Origin of the sequence: Mycobacterium sp. SMC-8, from assembly GCF_025263565.1 — a bacterium.
GTDB lineage: Bacteria > Actinomycetota > Actinomycetes > Mycobacteriales > Mycobacteriaceae > Mycobacterium.
On the sequence record NZ_CP079865.1, the window covers coordinates 4599730 to 4619532 of the forward strand.

The following is a 19803-nucleotide window of genomic DNA, read 5'->3' on the forward strand; positions in this document are numbered from 1 at the left end:
ACCAGAGGCATCGGAAGGGCTCGCCGAACACCTCAGTGGGCCATACCTGCTTGACGTCACTGACACTCCCGGGACGATTCGAGTCAACGACTTGTTCGGTCGCGACCTCGCCGACGCGCTGGTGACATGGAACCGTCAGCAGATCGGACACGGCCGCTATCCGCTCGATCACAACGGTCAAGAGACGCCGAACCCTTGTGTGGCAGACCTGTTGGCGATTCCGGTCGAACCCATCGCTGAGTTCGTCGCTGACCGCGGGATCGACCTGCCCACCCGCGCACAGTTCCGCGACTGGATCGCGAAGGATCTCGCGGATGGCGGCGACGGCATCGACCCGGAGCTCGAGCTGTGGCGTGCCCGCGAAGTAGTCGACCCCGATCTTGCCGCAAGTGCGCAGACCCCCACGGAGCCACGGATTTGCGGTGTGCCGCGGTCGGTGTACGAGATGCTGCAGCCTGATGCGCAACGCAAGGTGCACGAGGGTCTGGTCATCGCGCCGCCCCAGGCACCCACCTACGTCGCCCGCTGGCTGATCCGGCATCTATTCACCGTGCGCCTACGGATCCCTGGACAGCCCCGCCGGGCGTGGATGCGCACGCTGGTACGTGTTGACCAGACCTGGTACCACTACTCGGTCCCCGAGACCGGCGGGCCGGCGCGGTGGATTGCGCGCCCCGACTCGGAGTGGCTGCGTGGGCAGCTCCGGGGTGCGCTCGCCAGACTCTGGTACCTGAAGGCGCGCACCGCGGCGGGCCAGACGATCTACGACAAGCTCAAGGCCTGGAACCCGGACACGCGCACCCTCAAGATGGTGGAGGATGCCCTGGCCGATCTGCTCTCGGCCGGGACCGGCACGAGTGCACGGGAGCTACCCGACGCGTACGGCGATCAGCGCACTGCCTACCCGACTGCGGACCGTCAGGTCTGGGTGCGTGTGCGTAACGGCGTGCTCGATGTGGCCAGCGGAAAGGTGCTGCCGGACTGTCCACTGTGGTTCTCGCTGACGATGATCGAGGCTGACTACAGCCATCAGGTCGACTGGGCTGACACAGACTGGATGGGTGTGCTCACCGCGCAATGGCCCAACGATCCAGGCGCGATCATCTGCTTGCAGCAGTGGTTCGGATACTTGCTGTCGGGACGAAACGACTTGCAGAAGTTCATGTTCGTCGTCGGCCCAAAAGGCAGTGCGAAGTCGTTGATTGCCGATGTGGCCGAGGCGCTCATGGGTAGCTCGGTCGAATTGGGCCTCGCGGCTCTCAACTCGCAGTTCGGTCTAGCTGACGCCTACGACCGAGGCGCCACGTTCGCGGTCATGGCCGACATGCGCTTCGGGGCGCGTGATACCAGCTTGGCGGTGAGCCGGTTATTGGCGATCACCGGCGGCGACACGGTCCAAATTGACCGCAAGTACAAGGATGTGGTGTCGGTCAAACTGCCGGTGCGCCTGCACGGATCGGCGAACGAGCTTCCGCGATTGTCCGACCACAGCGGCGCGCTGGGCAGCCGTCTGCTGATTCTGGAGACCTCGCGGGTGTTCCGTGGCACCGACGACGACGATCCCGGCCTCAAACACCGGATCGTCACCGAGGAACTCGGTGCAGTGCTGCGGTGGGCAGTAGACGGTCTGGCGCAGCTCAACGCGTCCGGCGGGGTGTTCGCCGTCAGTGCCCGCGCTGAGGAGCTGGCCGAGGAGGTGGCCGACGAGTTCTCTAACGTGCGCCAGTTCGTTTCGCAGTGCTGTGAGATCGGGGCTGAGGACGACTACGTGCTGCTCGCTGAGCTGTTCCGCGTCTGGTGCAAGTGGGCCATCGAAAACAAGTCGGGTGAACGGATGAGCCAAAACGCATTTCGGAAGGCGCTCATGGCGATGCACCATGACCCGATCAGGCCTGGACAGAAGAAGGGCACCGGCGAGCGAGTAGTCCGAGGAATCATGGGTGCCCGATGCGATTACGTCGAACGGGACCGGTTCGGCGGCGATCAGCAAAAGACCATCAGTACCGGAGGCCTCACGGCAGAAGGCGATCCGTTCAAGCGTAAGGCTGGCTGACCGACCGCGTTACCGACTGCGTTACCTGCCGTCCCGACCCGTGTTACCGGTCCCTTCGCGTACCGATTCGGGCGTTGACCACGAGCGTGCTTGAGGCTCGCCGCGCGCACCCGGTGCGTTTTGAGGGCGGTAACAAGGGGGGGTAACGCAGAGGTAACGCAGTTTGAGCGCGAAGCGGGAGAGCGGCATCGGCGGCGCAAAGGCGCAGGCTGTGTGATGTTTGCGGCCGGCTGTTCATCGGCAGGTAACGCAGGTAACGCAGGTAACGCAGAAAAACTGACTGAAACATTGTGATAAGAAATTCTCTATAGGAGAGAGGTTTTGCGCGTTATCCGCGTTACCTGCGTTACCGGTGACACACAGCCTCTTGCCGGGTTCGCCGACATGGGCTTCCGGAACGGGCGGTCAGCAAACGTCTGCAACATGGTTTCCTCGGTGGGCGCCCGTGCACGAACCCGCGCTCGCGCCCTCGCTTCCCCCCTCATGCGTATTAATTGCGTACATGGCACCCGTCATGCCCCATCGAGACAGTCGAGCCCGTGCTGAGCAAGCGTTCCGGTTGCGTGCGCTCGGATACACCTGGAGAGCGGTGGCCGACCATCTTGGGTACCGCAGTGCAGGAGCGGCGCAGTCGGCGGTGAATCGGCACCTGGAGCGGACGCCGCCCGAGACCGTGGAGGGTGCACGCAAGTCGGCGACCGAGCGTCTGCAGATCTCGGCGCAGATCCTCGCCGAGCGGATCTTCGACGCGCGGGCCAGCGGTGACGACGACAGGCTCGTGCCCTTGATGCGCGAGCTGCGGAACACCACAGCAGAGATGGCCAAGCTGAACGGGCTCAATGTGCCCGTCGCCCAACAGCTTGACGTGACCGTGCACCAGTCGGCGACGGCAATCATCGACCGCATGGAGGCTGAGCTGTTGGCGTTGAGCGCCCGTCAGCCGCAGACCTTGCAGCCGGGCAACGTAATCGAAGGAGAAGTGATCGAGTCATGACGACCACCGAGGACGTGATCAAGTCGGCGGCAGCCGTCGCGCGCGATGCCGCCGAAGGCCGGCTGTCGTCGGCCGACCTGGACCAGGCGGTGGCCGACGAGTGCCGCGCGTTGTTCGGCGTCGTCGCCGGGCCAGACGATCCGTTGTGGCCGTTGCACGTCGACATCGCACGCCAGGTGCTCGCGGCCGGTGGGCTCACCGCTGCGGAGGTAGCCGAGTGGGCCGCTGTCCTGAAACGTCGAGAGCAACATAACGGGGCTGTGGGGACCGTAGACGGCTCTCAGCCGCGCGGTGGTCCCGATGTGCCTGCCGACCCGGAAACGTCAGCGAGCGGGTCACTCAGCCCCGGTTCCGGCGGTCCTGACGCGCACCCTGAGACGGGTCTGTAACTGAGAAGTGTTGCGACTCTGCATGGTTCGACGGCAGAGTCGTTGGCGAGTCGATGCCAGTGCGGCTATCCGCCTATGTGGTACTGCGGCGCCCACGGGTACCTATCGGGACCGGGGCCGGTCTGGTAGCAGTTGGACCCGCCGACGTACCCGACACCTTGGTTCCACATCGGCTGGTTCTCGAAGCACCGTTGCCATGACCCGTCTGCCTGGATGGGACCATCGCAGTAGGAGATCATCGGCCGCTGCTCGCACCCTGGAGGCGGTGGTGTCGGCCAGGCGTGGGCCGTCGCGGCCAGACCCGTCCCGGTCGCGGCCAGTGCCGTTACGGCGAGCGCAAGTCTGATCTTCATTGAATCCCCCTGTCGATGACGTTCCCGACGTACATCGTTCCCGCTAGTGCTGGGCGTTACTCGCCGCCCGGTGATTTCCGCCCTCTTTGACACGCTGAGCGTGTGACTACGACAGATCGTGACAACTGTGTCGGATACGCCCACCCGAGCAGCCGACCGGCGTCGTCGTGGCGCGGCACGCTCGGCGTCCTCGCCTCGCGTGGCGAGACGACGGGACCGCGCGTCGAGGAGGCGCAGGTGGCTCTGTCCTGGCACCGGCTCACCGATGCCATCAGGGCAGAGGCCGAGCGCGGGTTCCTCACCGAGAGCCGGGCCGAATCGCTGATCAACCAACTACCCGCAGAAGGCGGTGCACCGTGACGACGACAGCGACCGCGGACGAACTCGACACCGCGATTCTCGATGCGCTCCACGCGACGCCGGACGGCTGCGCGTGGTGGGCCGAGATCCGGTCTCAGCTTCCCGCATCGACGTTCTGGCCACCGATCAAGAGCCTGGTCCGGTTGGTGGAGCGCGGCCAGGTGCACACAACCAAGATCGGTGGCCGCGACTTCATATGCCTGGCCATCACGTTGGGGCCGGCGGCATGAGCACCGCACTGCGCACCCTGGTCGGCATCCGTGCGCTGGCCGCACACCGTGCCCGACGCCGACCGACGACACCGGCCGAGCTGGCCAAACGGATGATCCCCGGTTACCGAATCACGCCGACGATTGCGCTCATCTCGGATGCCATCGCTGACGCGGTGGCCAACCCTGACCGGCGTTACATCATCAGCACGCCGCCGCGCACGGGCAAGAGCGTGCTCACCTCTCAGGTCGGCACCGTGTTTGCGTTGGCGAGCAACCCGGACGCGATGATCATCCTGCGGTCGTACTCGGACTCGCTGGCTGAGGAGCACTCGCGTGCAGCGCGGCGGCTGATCGAGGATCACGGCGGCGTCCTCGGCGTCGCGCTGTCGACGGAGAAGGCCAGTGTCGGCCGATGGCAGCTCGCGAATCGTCGCGGTGGTCTGCTGGCCGGTGGCATCCTGTCCGGTGCAACCGGATTCGGCGCGGATCTGTTGATCGTGGACGACCCGATCAAGAACAGTGTTGAGGCTGACTCGGCCGCGTACCGACGCCGATTGAGTGCGGAGTTTCGCGCGTCGCTGCTATCCCGCCTGCATCCCGGCGCCTCGGTGGTGATCGTGGCCACGAGATGGGCAGAAGAGGACTTGTCCGGCGAGCTGCTAGCCGAGGATGGCACACGCTGGCAGCACGTCAACGTGCCCGCGATCAGCACGCCTGGCGTGCCCGACGCCCTGGACCGTGAGCCCGGCGTCGGTATGACGACGGCGCTCGGTGAGCGCAGCGTCGGCGACTTCGAGGAGATCAGGCGGGCGGTGGGCTCGCGGGCGTGGGCTGCGCTCTACCTCGGTGTACCGAGCACCCCCGAGGGCACGCTGATTCGGGCCGACTGGCTGGAGACGTGGCGTCTGCCCGCGGCCCCGCCGCGGCCGATCAGGACTGTGGTGGGCGTCGACCCGTCAGATTCGGGTAGCGGCGACTCGTGCGGCATCGTGGCGGCGTCGATCAGCTCTGACGGCACGGTGGCGGTGATTGCTGATGCCAGCGCGCCGCTCACCTCTGAGCAGTGGGCCAGAGCTGCGGTCGAGCTGGCCATCGACACCGGCGCGTCGGAGATCGCGGTTGAGGGGTTCGCAGCTCGTGAGACGTATGTGCGGGTGGTCAAGGATGCGCTGGCTCGATACCGGATGAACCACCCGATCAGGGTCACGTCGTGGCCACCGAAGGGCAGCGGCCGGGGCGGTGGCGATGCGCTGGCGCGCTCATCTGCGCTGCTGCAAGGTCTGGAGGTCGGCACGGTGCGGATCGCGGGTCACCTGCCCGAGCTGGAGGACGCCGCGGTGGGATGGCAGGTCGGCCAGCATCAGCCTGACCAGCTCGCCGCCCTGGTGGTCGCGCATGACGTGTTGGTGCACAGCCTTGCCCAGCAGGTGACCTTCACCAACCCGGCTGCGCGGGGCGGTCTGCGGGACCGCGGCGACACCCGATCTCCGATTGAGCAGCGGCTCGGCGGGCGGCCCGGTCTGGCCAGCGTGACGCCGATAAATCCGCGGCTGACCCGGCGCATCAGCGGTGGCGGGTATGACCCGCTCGGGTACCAGAGGACAACGCGACGCAGCTTCTGATCGTGGGCTCGTGACGGGGCCGGCGTTGCGCAAGATGGTGCGCGCGGTCGGCCCCGTCGCTGTTGAAGGCCTGCCCGTGTCGGCGCCCGGTGCTGATCGCCGATTTGGGGGCTCACTGTGGAGTTGTCAAAGGGCAGAACGGAAGTCGGGTCAGGCGGTGACTGCCTCGGCACGTAGCCGCGCGGCGTCCTGGCCGTCGAGCACGACGCGCACCGTTGAGGCGTGCCACTTGCCGCCTGTGGCGGTGGGCACGTTGTCGGCGGTCAGGTCGGCGGCGATGGCGCGCAGGGCCATGCCGCGTGCTCGCGCGGCGAGGATGCGCTCGACGACCTCGGTCGGCAGGCTCGACGGACGGCCGAGTCGCACACCCTGGGCTCGCTTGACGGCCAGGGCTTCGCGGGTGCGCTGGCTGATCAGGCGCCGCTCCAACTGGGAGAACACGGCCATCATCGAGGCGGTGGCCTCACCGGCCGGTGTGCTGGTGTCGATGGCCAGGTCACAGGTGACCAGCTCCCACCCGCCCCGGCGGGCGCGTTCCATCAGCTTGGCCGTGTCGAGCACCGACCGGGAGATCCGGTCGAGCTTTGCGGCCAGGAGCCCGGCGGCGTCACCGAGCTCGACGGCGGCGACGGCGCCGGCCAGGCCGGGTCGGTGCTCGATGCCCTTGCCGCCTGAGATCCCCTCATCGGCGTGCCAGGCAACGATGGTCCACCCGCGGCGGTCGGCTTCGGCGGTGATGGCGGCGCGCTGGGCATCGAGCCCGGCGCCGCTGGTGGCCTGTTCCTCGGTGCTTACGCGGATGTAGGCCACGACGGTCCCGGCCGGGGCGGTGCGGCGTGCCATCAGATCCTCTCTTCGATCACGGTCTCGGCGGCAAGCTGGCCAAGGTCGAGGTCATCGAGCACCGCGGCGGCGCGCGCGGCCTCTTCGGGGTTGGAGAACAGGAACCGGGCGGTGAGCACCCGGCGCGGGTTGGGTTCGTAGGCGTTGGTGCTCACTGGGCGTCTCCAGCCTGGTGATGGCAGACGACGCAGGTGAACTCACCGAACAGCGGACCCATCGGGACGATGCCTTCGGCGTCATCGAGCGCGTGCGTGTGGTCGGTGCACAGCCCGAACTCACGACCGGACGCTCGATGCAGGACGGCGACGCCAGTCGACACGATGCCCATGCCGGCGGTCATGCCACGGTCTCCAGCGCGTAGGCCGAACCGATGCAGACCTGTGAGCACGCTTCGCACTCCCAGTAGCCGGCTTTGCTGACGCGGCCAGCCTCGCAGAGGTAGCCGACCAGCTCGACGAACGCGGTGACCCGCTCGTAATCGGTGTCGACGTCCTGCAGGTCGAACGCGGAGTAGTCATCGTTGACGATGGCCGGGGCGCAGGTATCGCAGACGTGGTAGACGGTGGCGGTCATGGTGGTCAGTCCTCTCGTGGTGGGTCGGTGGTTGGCGGGGTGGTCACTGGTACTCGATGCCGGACAGGTGCAGCACGTCATCCGCGGCGTCAGCGCCCGGGCCGGTACCGGGCGCCCACACAGCTGCGCACGGGCTTGAGCAAACGGTGTCAGACGCCGCGAGCGGCGCCGCCGACGCGACCGGCGCGACAGCAATAGCAATGGCACTGAACAGTATTCGACCGATTTGTGTACGCATGGCCTGAAAATACCGTCCGACCACGGCGTGTCAGAGCTAACAGGTACAGGGGGCCAACCGTGCCCAAAATTTCTGCAGAATCGGACTCTGGAAACGATGACTTTGCCGTGAAAGACGTTGCAGTCAAACATGATTCGACACGCCGTAGCACGTCGCAACGGCGTAGCGCCGCACCACCATGTGCTCTGCTAGAGCCATGAGTGCTTTCGTAGCAACCGATCCGGCGTCACGATCAGCGTCGAGCTGGTCGTCCACGCTGGCCGTTCTCAAGTCGCGCGGTGTGCCCGACACCGACCCGCGCATCGTCGAAGCTAGGGACGCGCTGGCGTACTGGCGAGTGCGCCGGGTGATCGACGCTGAGCGCGGGAACCTCTCGCCCGAGCACATCCCGGCGCTGGCCGACATGCTCAAGCACGCGCACGCCGGGGCGGTGCGCCGATGAGCACGCGCACGATGACCCGGCGCGGTGCGAGCACGGCACCGAACGCCGCGGTGTATTCACAGACAGAACTGCGCGCACGGCGCCGGGCCGGACTCTCGGCCGTCTACACCGGGGAGTTCGACCTCACCGCCGAGATTGCCGACATCATCGGGCCGTTGGCTGAACGGGCCGCGAGGCAGAGCAACCCGCCGCACATGTTCGGCCCCCGCGTCGCGGATCTCATCGACGCCGTGCACGGCGAGTTGGTCTCCACCATCGTCGGGTGGCTGGCCGAGATCGACGCCGCCGAACGGGTCCAGCGCGAAGGTGCACACCTGGACTCGGCCGGCCGAAAGCAGGCAGTGCGGCACCTGACCGACCTCGCGCCCCGACCGCCGGCCCCGACAGTTGGCGCCGATGAGCTGGCGTCGGGGAGTTGGGCGGGCGCGTTGGTCGACATGGCGCGTCCGTACTCGGCCCCGCTGGCCGCTCTGCTGGGCCGGTCGCGGCCACCCGGAGACCCGAACCTGCGTGCGTCGGCATCGCGGAGCGAGAGGCTGTGTGACCTCTTGCGCGAAGTCGACACCGCCGCAAGGCAACTGGAGATCCGCATCGAGAAGGCCGACCAGGCCGCGCAGCGCCGAGGACCGGCGGCGTCACTCACCCCGGAGCAGGCCAAGCGAGCCGAACTCCGACAACTCGGAATCGAGGTCTGATCCACCATGACCACAGCGCTTTTGCCCGTCGAGTTCACACCGCCGGTTGCCGCGCCGACGCACCCGCTGGGCCTGGACGCCGCCACGACGTGGATCGAAACAGCGTCGCCGGAGGAGGCCCGGCGGTGGCTGCCCGCGGGTGTCCAATTCCGCCGTCTCGCCCATGGCCCCACCTCGGCGTCCGGTGTCTGGGGAGCGCCGTGGTGCGTCGACCCCGACGACCTGGCCCCCGACGACCTCAAGGCGGGCCCGCCCGTCGGAGACGACGACCCCGACCCGTTCACCGCCATGACGGTCTGGGCATCCGACCGGCTGCAGGAATGTGGCAACCTCTCGGCGTTCGACCGGGCACAGGCCGTCGAACGCGCCCAACAGACGTTCGCGCTCACCGAACCGCTTGCCGTCGAGACTGAGTTCACTGCGCGGCTGCTCGCCGACGCCCCGAGCCCCACCCCTGCCGACGATCTGGTCGCGGCGGTGGGTCACCTCGAGCAGGCGTTCGCGACCACGGGCACGGTTGGGCTCGTGCACGCCCGCGTCGGATTGCTCGCCGTGGCCGAGCATCTGCGCCTGGTCGTCCGCGATCCGGGGACGCCGGGTGTCCTGCAGACCCCGGCCGGTCACCGATGGGTGTTCGGCGCCGGGTACGCGACGCCGCTGGGTGAGCGGCTGATCGGTACCACCCCCACCTACGGGTGGCGCGACGAGATCGCGGTACGGGAAGCGCTCGACCCGTGGAGGAACCAGTTCCTGGCCGTCGCCGAACGCTCGGTCGTAGTCGGGTACGAGGCCGTCATCGGCGCCGCGGTGATCACCCCATGACCGCCGTCGTGCGGGAGGGGCTGCGACACACACGAGGCCGTCGCAGCCTCTCCCACACCACAGCGGGAGCCAGGCGTCGTGGTGGCGGTGGACAGGCCGTGGACCGCACCGCCACCACGACGACCGAACGCGACCCAATGCCCGCAGATGGTCGTTAAGCTCGCGCGGTGGCAAACATGAAACCCGGTAATGGCGTTCTTGCGGTGGCTGCTGTGCTGTTCGTGGCTACTGCTCTATTCGCACTGTGGAATGTGGACAACAGGGACGGTATCGCCTGCGGCGGGTGGATGTTCCCGAATGACTCGTGGGCAAAGTCGGCAGACGCCTCGCAAAGTAGTGACAATGCTATGGACGCGTATCGCAGTTCATTGCTCGGGGGCCGCTACGCCGGTGATCCCACGTCGACTGAGCAAGTGGACGCATGCGCCGCGGCCCGGGGCGAGAGAACACCGTTCGTCATCGTCCTCGGGGTTGCGACTCTTGCAGCCCTAGTCGTCGGCGTCCTGCGCCGGTATCAGCCGCGCGGCTCATCGGACGGAAACACTTCGGGGAACCAGAAACCTATCCCGCGGATACGTCGTGACGAAGATTGAGGAGCACTCGATGAGCAAGACCGGCAGGGCTTACCGACTGACACCCGCCGACCGTGAGCGCTTAGCCTGAATCCACCGATGAATTGCCTGGTAGGCGAGTGTTGATATGAGGAAAGTGCCCTCTGAGCTGCGATGATGAGTGTTCCTTACGCACTTATCGGCACAACTTCAGAAAGGCACTTCCGGTGAAAGTGTCCCATAGGTTCACTGCCTCGGCGGCCGTCTTCGACGACGAGCATCTCGTGTCCTGCGCCGGATTGGTCCCGGTCATGGCATTGGCCGCCCAGACGGCCTTGCCGCAGCTATTAACCGACAAGGTGCTCATCGTCGAACCGAGGATCAAATCCGGGTCGGCCAACCCTGCACCGAAACTAAGCACCGTGATTGCCGGGATGTGCGCCGGCGCCGACAGCATCGACGACCTCGACGTCGTGCGATCAGGCGGCATGAGAACCCTGTTCAATGGGGTGTACGCGCCCTCGACTATCGGAACCCTGCTGCGGGAGTTCACCTTCGGACACGCCCGGCAACTGGAGTCCGTGCTGCGCGAGCACCTGGCCGGGCTCTGCACACGGGCCGATCTGCTTCCCGGCGCCGACGACCGAGCGTTCATCGACATCGACTCACTGCTACGTCCGGTCTACGGACACGCCAAACAGGGCGCCTCCTACGGACACACCAAAATCGCGGGCAAACAGATCCTGCGCAAAGGCCTGTCACCGTTGATCACCACAATCAGCACCCCCACCGGCGCGCCGGTGATCGCCGGCGCCCGGCTGCGAGCCGGCAAAACCAACTCCGGCAAGGGCGCAGCCCGGATGGTCGCCCAAGCCATCGCCACCGCCCGCGCCGCCGGGGTCACCGGCCCGATCCTGGTACGCGGCGACTCGGCCTACGGCAACAGCACCGTGACCGCCGCCTGCCGCCGCGCCGGTGCTCAGTTCTCGTTGGTGCTGACCAAAACTCGCGCTGTCACGGCGGCCATCGCATCCATCGACGAGCACGCCTGGATTCCCGTGCAATATCCCGGCGCGATTCGTGATCCCGACACCGGAGCATGGATCTCCGATGCCGAAGTCGCCGAGATCACCCACACCGCCTTTACCTCCACCGACAGCCCGATCACCGCACGGTTGATCGTGCGACGGGTCAAAGACGCCCGCTTCCCCGATGCGCTGTTTCCGGTGTGGCGGTATCACCCGTTCTTCACCGACACCGACGAACCCACCGCCGCGGCCGACATCACCCACCGCCGCCACGCGATCATCGAGACCGTGTTCGCCGATCTGATCGACGGACCCCTGGCGCACATGCCCTCGGGACGATTCGGCGCGAACTCGGCGTGGATCCTGTGCGCTGCGATCGCCCACAACCTGCTGCGTGCCGCTGGCGTGCTCGCCGGCGGCGCCCACGCAGTGGCCCGGGGAGCCACCCTGCGCCGCAAGATCATCACCATTCCCGCCAGACTGGTCCGACCCCAACGCCGCCCCGTTCTGCATCTACCCAGCCACTGGCCCTGGGCACAGCACTGGCTCACCCTGTGGCGCAACACCATCGGCTACAGCCCACCACAACCGGCAACACCCTGACCACCCGGCCGAACAGGCCCCTACCGGAGCGCACAGGAAAAGCTGGGCAGACCAGCGGATCCCACCTGCCCGCACCAAACCCAGCCACCGAAATTACCCCCGGCCACCATCAGGAAGGCCGATCCACGGATTGAGGCTTAGCCTGGATACACCGATTAGGTAGCGGCGCGGAGTGGGTTGTAACGCCGAAATGCCCTGTCGTGGTGAAAGAATGAGATTTCTCTAAGATCACATTCGGCCACAACGAAGGGCATCTCGTAGATGCAACTATCTCACACCCGGCCCGTAGCCTCAGCAGTCTTCGATGACCCGAATCTGGTGTCGTGCGCCGGGCTGGTCCCGATGGCCGCCTTGGCCGGCCAGTGCGGCCTGGCCGCACTGGCGGATGAGCATCTCAGCGTCCCGACCGACAAGGGCTCCAACAGTGGCGCGAAAGTCGCCTGCCTGGTCGCAGGCATGGTGGCCGGAGCCGACAGCATCGATGACATGGCCTTATTGCGGCACGGGGCGATGGGCACCGTGTTCGACCGCCCGTATGCACCCTCGACCTTGGGGTCGTTCCTGCGCGCATTCACCTTCGGGCATGTCCGCCAACTCGACGCGGTGGCCTCCCGGTTCCTGGCGGGCCTGCATGCCCGCACCCCGCTGCTGGCCGGGATCGACGGCCCGATCCTGGTCGATCTGGACGACACCATCATCGAAGTCCACGGCTATGCCAAACAAGGATCCGGATACGGCTACACCCGGGTCCGCGGGCTCAACGCGTTGATCGCCACGCTCACCACTACCGCCGGTGCGCCGGTGATCACCGGTGCCCGTCTGCGCAAAGGATCGTGCGGCTCACCACGGGGAGCCAAGCGGATCATCGCCGACACCCTGGCCACCGTGAACCGTCTGCGCAGCCCCGAAGCCACCGGCAAGCCGCTGCTGCGAGCCGATTCAGCCTTCTACGGCCATCCCACCGTCGCTGCAGCACTGCGCGGCGGCGCTGAGGTATCGATCACGGTGCGGATGGACACCAAAGTCAAAACCGCGATCGCCCAGATCCCCGACGACGCGTGGACACCGATCGAGTACACCGACGCCATATACGACGAACCCACCAAGCGATGGATCTCCCGCGCCGAGGTCGCCGAGATCGGATTCACCGCGTTCAGTTCCAAGAAAGCCAGCCAGCAGGTGCCCGGCCGGTTGGTGGTGCGCCGCATCCCCGACCTCAACACCACCGGCAGTGACGGGCAGCAGACCTTGTTCGACACCTGGCGCTTCCACGCGTTCTTCACCACCACTGATCTGGACACCGTCACCGCCGACAAGACCCACCGCGGCCACGCCATCATCGAACAGGTTCATGCCGACCTGAAGAACTCCGCCCTGGCTCACCTGCCCTCAGGGAAATTCACCGCCAACGCCGCCTGGCTGGTCATGGCCACCATGGCGTTCAACCTCACCCGCGCCGCCGCGACCCTTACCAGGGGACCGTTGGCCAAAGCCCGCACCGCTACCATCCGCCGAACGCTGATCAGCGTCCCAGCCCGTATCGCGTCCTCAGCCCGCCGGCTGACCCTGCACCTACCACGAGACTGGCCCTGGGAACATGCCTGGAACACCCTGTTCGGCAGCCTGTCTCACCAAAATCGGCCCATCATCGCCTAACCAGGTCCTCTCAACCCATCCCGCGACGCGAAAGACCAACAGGAACAACCCGACAGCGAGGCCGGGCGATCCCTGGTACGCACACCACTGCACACACCAGAATCAAGCCGCACAATCGAACTCATCACCACGCAAACAGCTGATCGGTGGATCGAGGCTTAGGGCTGTGCGTCCACGAAGCCGCGCACGCCGTCGTCGGTGTCCTCAACGGCGGCACCGTCGAACGGGCGACCCTCACCGAGGGCGGCACGGACGGTTCGTGCGACTTCACCGCGGAGAGTTTCGCTCACGACCACACCCGCTACCGCCGTGCCCTGGTCGCCGCCGCAGGGCCGGCAGCCGCGGCGATCTTTCACCACAGCGACCGAGTGACGCTGCACCAGATCGACGCCCACCTTGGCGCTGGCGACCGCGAAGAACTGCGCCTGGCCGGGCTGCACAGCTACTCGACGGCAGACGAACAGCTCTGGGCCGCGCTGCCCGTCGTGAGGAGGTGCTGGCGCAGCATTGGCACGCTGGCCGCGAAGATGATGCGCGGCCAGGAAGTCGGGCACGGCGACGTGCTCGCCGCCCTCGGCGTCACCGATGGGGGAGGGCCGGGCAGCTCCCAGCTCGCCGCGATCCGGGCCGGCGGCACACGGCGTGCGCAGCCCGTGACGGCGTAGTTCTGCCAGCCGAACACCCGTTCGCCAACTTGCCACGAGCTTGCCAAGACGCGCACGGACAGCCCTTGTTGCACCTGTACAGGCTGGACCTTTGCCAGGGTCTGACCTGCACTAACTGGACGTGATCGAACACAGGTGCACAAAGTCCGATGCACTGGGGGTCAAGTGGTCGCAGGTTCAAATCCTGTCAGCCCGACGCAGGTCAGAGGCGGTTCCCTTACGGGGACCGCCTTTTTGACCCCGGTTCCACCTGCAGACGCAGCGCCGGTGGGCGGCCTTCACCCGCACCTTCTGCTTGTCAGCTTCGCTTGTCGGTTCGGCTTGTCAAAGTCGCCATCTCTGCGAGTTCGCGCGCGATCGCCTCGCGCGCAAGCTCCTGCCGACTGCTCGTCATAAGACGTTTTGTCGCGGCGACCGACAGGGGGTCGTGGGCGGCGACCGTCGCCGCCGCGGCCGCTGCCTGCTCGACAAGGGCGCCGTCCGGCACGAGCCGCGTGGCGAGCCCCATCTGGTGTGCCGCCGTGGCGTCGATCCAGTCGCTTGAGAGCATCGCCCACATGGCGTCGGCCCAGCGGACGCGTGCGGGCAGGAGAACGGAGCTGCCGGCTTCCGGCACAATGCCGAGCGCGGTGAATGGCAACCGCACGCGAGCGCCTTCTGCCATCAACACCACGTCGCAGTACAACAGCATGGTGGCGCCGATGCCGACCGCAAGACCGTTGTTGACCGTCTCTCGGGATGACGATCACGGGGTATGTGGACGTCATTGAGCGTGCTGATGTGGCCTGTGCCGCCGTTGTCGAATTGATCTTGTTCGTGTGCACCGTCAGTGTGACGAGGAACTGATGGGTGCGCGGCACCTCGCTGAAGTCTTGGCGGGCTTGCGAGGTGCCGCGCTGTAGTGCTCGGAGGCACTGATGGTGACGGTAGAGGTCGATTCTGTCCGCGTTGAGTGTGGTCACCTGACTTGGCCCCACTTTGGTCGGTGTTCGTCACCAATTTTGGCCCCGGTGGGTGGGTGAGCGTTTCCGGCCGGGTGGGGCGGTGTGTCGTCACGAATTTTGGCCCCACCCTCGTTCAGATCTTTCCTGTCGCACCGTCGTCCCTGGCGGTCGTCAGGGAGGTCGGTCAGGATGCGGTCACGCGTGGAGCTGTTCGAGAAGATCAGGAAGGACCGGCGGCGCGAGGGCTTGTCGATCCGTGAGTTAGCAGATCGCCATGGCACCCATCGGCGGACGGTGCGCCAGGCACTCGCTGATGCGGTGCCCCCGCCGCGCAAGGCCTATCCGGCGCGGCCCCGGCCGGCGATCGATGAGTGGGTGTCGGTGATCGACGCCTGGCTGATCGCCGACAAGCAGGCTCCGCGCAAGCAACGCCACACCGCTCGGCGGATCTGGCAGCGTCTGGTCGCCGAGCATGGGGCTACGTGTGCGGAGGTGACGGTGTCGCGGTATGTCGCGCGTCGGCGGGTCGAGTTGGGCCTGGACCAGCAGGAGGTGTCGGTCCCGCAGGCCCATGAGGCCGGTGCCGAGGCGGAGGTCGATTTCGGTGAGTTCTACGCCACGATCGCCGGTCTGGTGGTGAAGTGCTGGATGTTCGTGATGCGACTGTCCCACTCGGGCAAAGCATTTCACGTCGCGTTCGCCACCCAGGCCCAGGAGGCGTTCCTGGAGGGCCACGTCCTGGCGTTCGAGTACTTCGGTGGGGTGCCGGCCCGGATCCGGTATGACAACCTCAAACCGGCGGTGATCCGGGTCCTCAAAGGTCGCGACCGTACCGAGTCTGAACGGTTCACCGCGCTGCGCAGTCACTACGGGTTCGACTCGTTCTTCTGCCGCCCAGGCGTCGAGGGAGCGCATGAGAAGGGCGGTGTGGAAGGTGAGATCGGCCGGTTCCGGCGACGCCACCTCGTCCCGGTCCCCACGGTCGCCTCCCTGGCCGAGCTCAACGAGGTGATCGCCGCTGCCGACGTCCTCGACGACGACCGGGTGATTACCGGGCGCCCGATCACTGTCGGGGCGGCGTTCGCCGCCGAGGCCGCTGCGTTGATGGGGCTGCCGGCTGAGGGGTTCGACTGCGCGAGGCTGCTGCACGCGCGGGTTGATAATCGGGCCAGAGTGTCTGTGCGGCAATGCTTCTACTCCGTGCCGGCCCGCTACGCCGGGCGGCGTCTACCGGTGCGTCTGGCCGCCCGCAGCGTCGAGATCTATGACGGTCCCCGGTTGGTGGCCCGCCACGAACGTGCCGCCGGACGCTACGTCGAAGTCCTCGCCCTGGACCACTACCTGGAGGTCCTGGCCACCAAACCTGGGGCGCTGCCCGGGGCGACCGCCCTGGCCCAGGCCAAGGCCCGCGGCGTGTTCACCACCAGCCATCAGCGGTACTGGGATGCCGCCCGCACCGCCCGCGGCGACGCCAAGGGCACCCGCGCTCTGATCACCGTGCTGCTGGCGCACCGCAGCCTGCCGACGGCCGCGCTGATCACCGCGATGGACCGCGCGGTCACCTCCGGATGCCTGGATCCCGAGGCGGTGATCATCGAAGCCCGCCGCGACACCACCCCGCAGGCGCCGATCGCTGCGATCGGTGCCCTGGCCCGCTACGACCGGCCCGCACCCTCGCTGACCGACTACGACGACCTGCTGACCGGAAGTGACTCATGACCACCACCGCCACCACCAAGCCGGCGACCGCTGATGCCGCCGCGCAAGCCTCCATCGGCGCCGCGGCACGCGAACTGCACCTGCCCACGGTGCGCACCGAAGCCGCCCGCCTGGCCGAGATCGCCGACCGGGAACGCCACACCCATCTGCGCTACCTCGCCGAGGTGCTGGCCGCCGAAGTCGACGACCGCACTGAACGGCGCCGCGCCCGGCGCATCAACGACGCCAAGTTCCCGCGGCTGAAACGGTTGGCGGAGTTCAACATTGACGCCGTACCCGGCATCACCCCGGCGCTGCTGGGGCAGCTGGCCGCCGGGCATTACATGGATGCCGGCGAGCCGGTTGTGCTGCTCGGGGACTCCGGAACCGGCAAATCGCATCTGCTCATCGGGCTGGGGCTGGCGGCCTGCGAGCAGGGCCGTCGAGTCCGATACGTCACCACCGCGCAACTGGTCAACGAACTCGTCGAAGCCGCCGACGAGCGCATCCTGTCCCGGGTCGTTGCCCGCTACGGACGCCTGGATCTGCTCTGTCTCGATGAACTCGGATACGTCCAAATCGACCCTCGCGGAGCAGAACTGCTGTTCCAGATCATCACCGAACGCGAAGAACGCGCGTCCGTGGCGATTGCCACCAACCTGCCGTTCAGCGAGTGGGGCACCGTCTTCCCCGACCCCCGCCTCGTTGCTGCCATCGTCGACCGCGTCACCTTCAACGCCCACATCCTCGAAACCGGCACCAAGTCCTACCGACTACGCACCAGCAAAACCGCCACCCGAGCCAAACGCGCCGACTGACCCAAGCTGGGGCCAAAATTCATGACGACGGTGGGGCCAAATCACTTGACGAAACGCACCGCGTCGAGTCCCGGCTGGCTGGTGGGGCGATCGCCTGTCCGGCTTGCCTGGACGGTGTGCTCGGCGGCTGGGGGTATGCCCGCGCCCGCCACGTCGAGGGGCTCGATGATCCGGTGCGGCCGCGCCGGGCCCGGTGCCGCTCTTGTCTGGTCACTCATGTGTTGTTGCCGGTCACCATGCTGTTGCGCAGAGCATATGCAGCCGAGCGGATTTGGATGGCGCTGTCGGCGCGGGCTGAAGGGGTAGGGCATCGCGGGATCGCTGCCCGGTTGCAGGTACCGCCGTCAACGGTGCGGGGCTGGCTGCGGCGGGCTGGGCAGCGTCTGGAGTCGATGCGGGCGTGGTTTGTCACGGTGGCGGTGCGTACGGGGATCGATGTGACGATCCCCGACGGACTCGGCTGTGGTTGGCGTGACGTCGAGGCGGCGGTCTTGGTCGCCGCGTCGGCGATCGGGCAGCGGTTCGGGTCGGCCGGGTTGCTGGGCGTGGTGACGCCGGCGCTGGTGATGGTGGCCGTCAGCGGCGGCCGGTTGTTGGCGCCCGGGTGGCCGCCGATGTCATCGGCGGTGCCACACAACACCAGTTGCCCCTGACGCGCTGTCAGGTGATCGGTGATCCTCGCCAGGGCGCCTGTCCGGCACCGGTTTCGGGTGGGGCCATCGACTGCGAGGAGGGCACTGCGGTGTCGTTGGAGGACCACAAGCGTCGGGAACGGGCCAATGCGATCGGGTTGTTCCGCTATCAGGTGATCTGCCCCGCGCTGGAAGAGGGGCTCTCCACCCGCCAGCGCGGCCGGGTGGTCCGTGAGATCGCCGAACGCCGCCATATCGATCCGTTCGGTTCCCAGGTCCAGATCGCCCGCGCGACGCTGGATCGCTGGATCCGGCGTTACCGCGGTGGCGGGTTCGAAGCGCTGGTGCCTGAGCCGCGCCGGCTAGCCACCCGCACCGATGTCGGGGTGCTGGAGTTGGCCGCCTCGCTCAAGCGGGAGAACCCGGCCCGCACCGCCGCGCAGGTGGCTCGCATCCTGCGCACCGCGACCGGGTGGGCGCCCTCGGAATCGACCCTGCTGCGCCACTTCCATCGGTGCGAGCTGATGGGCCCGGCCGCAGGTCAGAGCACGGAGGTGTTCGGCCGGTTCGAAGCCGCTGACCCCAACGAACTGTGGGTCGGCGACGCTTTGCATGGCCCGCGGGTCGGGGACCGCAAAACCTACCTGTTCGCCTTCCTCGACGACCATTCCCGGCTGGTCGTCGGGCACCGGTTCGGATTCGCCGAAGACACCGTGCGCCTGGCCGCCGCGCTCAAACCCGCGCTGGCCGCCCGCGGAGTGCCCGCCGGAATCTATGTCGACAACGGCTCGGCGTTCGTCGATGCCTGGCTGCTGCGGGCGTGCGCGAAACTCGGGATCCGGCTGGTGCACTCCGCGCCCGGGCGCCCGCAAGGCCGAGGCAAGATCGAACGGTTCTTCCGCACCGTGCGCGAACAGTTCCTCGTCGAGGTCACCGACACCAGCAGCGAGGACCTCACAGCGGCCGGGGTCGCCCACACCGCGGCGTTGTTGGAACTCAACCGGCTGTTCATGGCCTGGGTCGAAACCGAATACCACCGACGGACTCATTCCGAGACCGAACAGGCACCACTGGCACGGTGGGAAGCCGGCTTCGACCGGCTCGGCGGGTCACCGGCATTGCCGACCGCCGCGGATCTGACCGAAGCGTTCTTGTGGTCGGAGTTTCGCGTGGTGACCAAGACCGCCACCGTGTCGCTGCACTCCAACACCTACCGAGTCGACCCCGCCCTGGCCGGGCGCCGCGTGGAGCTGGTGTTCTCCCCGTTCGACCTGCACACCATCGAGGTCCGCTACCGCGATCAAAGCTTCGGCGCCGCGGCGCCGCACACCATCACCCGCCACGCTCACCCGAAAGCCCGACCCGAGGCCGCTGGCCCAGCGCCTGCGCCGGCGGCGACCGGGATCGACTACCTGGCATTGACCGCCGCCGCCCACCACGCCCAACTGCGTGACGATGAACGCATCGGCTACCACGCCCTCTACGGCACCGAGGTCACAGCCACCGACGACATTGTGGTCAACGACCAGGTCCTCGGACAGCTCGCGTTGACCGACCTCGGTGCCGAGAACTCTGACCATGAAGGTGAGGCCTCGGCGTGAGTATTCAACGA

22 protein-coding genes and 1 pseudogene are annotated in these 19803 nt (G+C 67.1%); 16 read left to right on the forward strand and 7 right to left on the reverse strand.

Features of this window, described 5'->3' with window-relative positions:
• Positions 1-91 precede the first annotated feature (91 nt).
• The 3 genes from KXD97_RS22265 (at position 92) to KXD97_RS22275 (ending at position 3436) form a co-directional block, all read left to right on the forward strand.
• Positions 92-2053 (forward strand): phage/plasmid primase, P4 family, encoded by a 1962-nt coding sequence (locus KXD97_RS22265; protein ID WP_260752469.1) that lies wholly within the window; start codon positions 92-94, stop codon positions 2051-2053.
• A 589-nt stretch (positions 2054-2642) separates the two neighbouring features.
• A complete protein-coding gene (locus KXD97_RS22270) occupies positions 2643-3047 on the forward strand; it encodes a hypothetical protein (protein WP_260752471.1) in 405 nt (134 codons plus the stop codon).
• Entirely contained in the window at positions 3044-3436 is a 393-nt protein-coding gene (locus KXD97_RS22275; RefSeq protein WP_260752473.1) for a flagellar hook-length control protein, read from the forward strand. The genes KXD97_RS22270 and KXD97_RS22275 overlap by 4 nt, the downstream gene beginning before the upstream one ends.
• Positions 3437-3501: 65 nt before the next feature.
• Here the strand turns inward: KXD97_RS22275 and KXD97_RS22280 are convergent, their stop codons facing one another.
• Positions 3502-3789: a hypothetical protein gene (locus KXD97_RS22280; RefSeq protein WP_260752474.1), complete on the reverse strand. Its 288-nt coding sequence runs from the start codon at positions 3787-3789 to the stop codon at positions 3502-3504.
• 102 nt (positions 3790-3891) lie between these two features.
• Here KXD97_RS22280 and KXD97_RS22285 point away from each other — a divergent pair, with 102 nt between their 5' ends.
• The 3 genes from KXD97_RS22285 to KXD97_RS22295 are packed head-to-tail and all read left to right on the forward strand — an operon-like array spanning position 3892 to position 5983.
• Complete coding sequence (locus tag KXD97_RS22285) at positions 3892-4149, forward strand: hypothetical protein (RefSeq protein WP_260752476.1); 258 nt, start codon at positions 3892-3894, stop codon at positions 4147-4149.
• The gene (locus KXD97_RS22290; RefSeq protein ID WP_260752478.1) at positions 4146-4379 is read left to right on the forward strand and encodes a hypothetical protein; all 234 of its coding nucleotides are present in this window, start codon (positions 4146-4148) and stop codon (positions 4377-4379) included. Before KXD97_RS22285 ends, KXD97_RS22290 begins: the two co-directional genes overlap by 4 nt.
• A complete protein-coding gene (locus KXD97_RS22295; protein WP_260752479.1) occupies positions 4376-5983 on the forward strand; it encodes a terminase large subunit domain-containing protein in 1608 nt (535 codons plus the stop codon). The genes KXD97_RS22290 and KXD97_RS22295 overlap by 4 nt, the downstream gene beginning before the upstream one ends.
• Positions 5984-6133: 150 nt before the next feature.
• Here the strand turns inward: KXD97_RS22295 and KXD97_RS22300 are convergent, their stop codons facing one another.
• The 4 genes from KXD97_RS22300 to KXD97_RS22315 are packed head-to-tail and all read right to left on the reverse strand — an operon-like array spanning position 6134 to position 7399.
• Positions 6134-6826: a recombinase family protein gene (locus KXD97_RS22300; RefSeq protein ID WP_260752480.1), complete on the reverse strand. Its 693-nt coding sequence runs from the start codon at positions 6824-6826 to the stop codon at positions 6134-6136.
• On the reverse strand, positions 6826-6981 hold the full coding sequence (locus tag KXD97_RS22305; RefSeq protein ID WP_260752482.1) for a hypothetical protein: 156 nt from the start codon (positions 6979-6981) through the stop codon (positions 6826-6828). The genes KXD97_RS22300 and KXD97_RS22305 overlap by 1 nt, the downstream gene beginning before the upstream one ends.
• Positions 6978-7166 (reverse strand): hypothetical protein, encoded by a 189-nt coding sequence (locus KXD97_RS22310; RefSeq protein ID WP_260752488.1) that lies wholly within the window; start codon positions 7164-7166, stop codon positions 6978-6980. Before KXD97_RS22310 ends, KXD97_RS22305 begins: the two co-directional genes overlap by 4 nt.
• Positions 7163-7399: a hypothetical protein gene (locus KXD97_RS22315; protein ID WP_260752490.1), complete on the reverse strand. Its 237-nt coding sequence runs from the start codon at positions 7397-7399 to the stop codon at positions 7163-7165. The genes KXD97_RS22310 and KXD97_RS22315 overlap by 4 nt, the downstream gene beginning before the upstream one ends.
• A gap of 434 nt (positions 7400-7833) precedes the next feature.
• Here KXD97_RS22315 and KXD97_RS22320 point away from each other — a divergent pair, with 434 nt between their 5' ends.
• The 6 genes from KXD97_RS22320 to KXD97_RS22345 all read left to right on the forward strand — a co-directional run bounded on the left by KXD97_RS22320 (position 7834) and on the right by KXD97_RS22345 (position 14099).
• Entirely contained in the window at positions 7834-8079 is a 246-nt protein-coding gene (locus KXD97_RS22320; protein ID WP_260752491.1) for a hypothetical protein, read from the forward strand.
• Complete coding sequence (locus KXD97_RS22325; RefSeq protein ID WP_260752493.1) at positions 8076-8774, forward strand: hypothetical protein; 699 nt, start codon at positions 8076-8078, stop codon at positions 8772-8774. Before KXD97_RS22320 ends, KXD97_RS22325 begins: the two co-directional genes overlap by 4 nt.
• Before the next feature lie 6 nt (positions 8775-8780).
• Positions 8781-9596: a hypothetical protein gene (locus tag KXD97_RS22330; RefSeq protein ID WP_260752494.1), complete on the forward strand. Its 816-nt coding sequence runs from the start codon at positions 8781-8783 to the stop codon at positions 9594-9596.
• Between the two features lie 778 nt (positions 9597-10374).
• Entirely contained in the window at positions 10375-11778 is a 1404-nt protein-coding gene (locus tag KXD97_RS22335) for an IS1380 family transposase (protein WP_260752495.1), read from the forward strand.
• A 261-nt stretch (positions 11779-12039) separates the two neighbouring features.
• Positions 12040-13434: an IS1380 family transposase gene (locus KXD97_RS22340; RefSeq protein WP_260752496.1), complete on the forward strand. Its 1395-nt coding sequence runs from the start codon at positions 12040-12042 to the stop codon at positions 13432-13434.
• Positions 13435-13580: 146 nt separating this feature from the next.
• Entirely contained in the window at positions 13581-14099 is a 519-nt protein-coding gene (locus KXD97_RS22345) for a hypothetical protein (protein ID WP_260752497.1), read from the forward strand.
• Positions 14100-14397: 298 nt separating this feature from the next.
• On the opposite strand, the pseudogene KXD97_RS22350 reads toward KXD97_RS22345, so the two are convergent.
• A pseudogene (locus KXD97_RS22350) lies at positions 14398-14811 on the reverse strand (enoyl-CoA hydratase/isomerase family protein); the annotation flags it as partial.
• Positions 14812-15232: 421 nt separating this feature from the next.
• On the opposite strand from KXD97_RS22350, the gene istA reads away from it, so the two are divergent.
• Both istA and istB read left to right on the forward strand, forming a co-directional pair.
• A complete protein-coding gene (gene istA / locus KXD97_RS22355; RefSeq protein WP_260751889.1) occupies positions 15233-16762 on the forward strand; it encodes an IS21 family transposase in 1530 nt (509 codons plus the stop codon).
• Positions 16759-17559: an IS21-like element helper ATPase IstB gene (istB, locus tag KXD97_RS22360; RefSeq protein WP_260751888.1), complete on the forward strand. Its 801-nt coding sequence runs from the start codon at positions 16759-16761 to the stop codon at positions 17557-17559. The genes istA and istB overlap by 4 nt, the downstream gene beginning before the upstream one ends.
• Positions 17560-17600: 41 nt before the next feature.
• Here the strand turns inward: istB and KXD97_RS22365 are convergent, their stop codons facing one another.
• A complete protein-coding gene (locus tag KXD97_RS22365; RefSeq protein WP_260752502.1) occupies positions 17601-17777 on the reverse strand; it encodes a hypothetical protein in 177 nt (58 codons plus the stop codon).
• On the opposite strand from KXD97_RS22365, the gene KXD97_RS22370 reads away from it, so the two are divergent.
• Together KXD97_RS22370 and KXD97_RS22375 are read left to right on the forward strand one after the other, a co-directional pair.
• Entirely contained in the window at positions 17778-18212 is a 435-nt protein-coding gene (locus tag KXD97_RS22370; RefSeq protein WP_260752504.1) for a helix-turn-helix domain-containing protein, read from the forward strand. It begins immediately after the preceding gene.
• Between the two features lie 89 nt (positions 18213-18301).
• Positions 18302-19792, forward strand: coding sequence for a DDE-type integrase/transposase/recombinase (locus KXD97_RS22375; protein WP_260752507.1), 1491 nt, complete (start codon positions 18302-18304; stop codon positions 19790-19792).
• Positions 19793-19803: the final 11 nt, after the last annotated feature.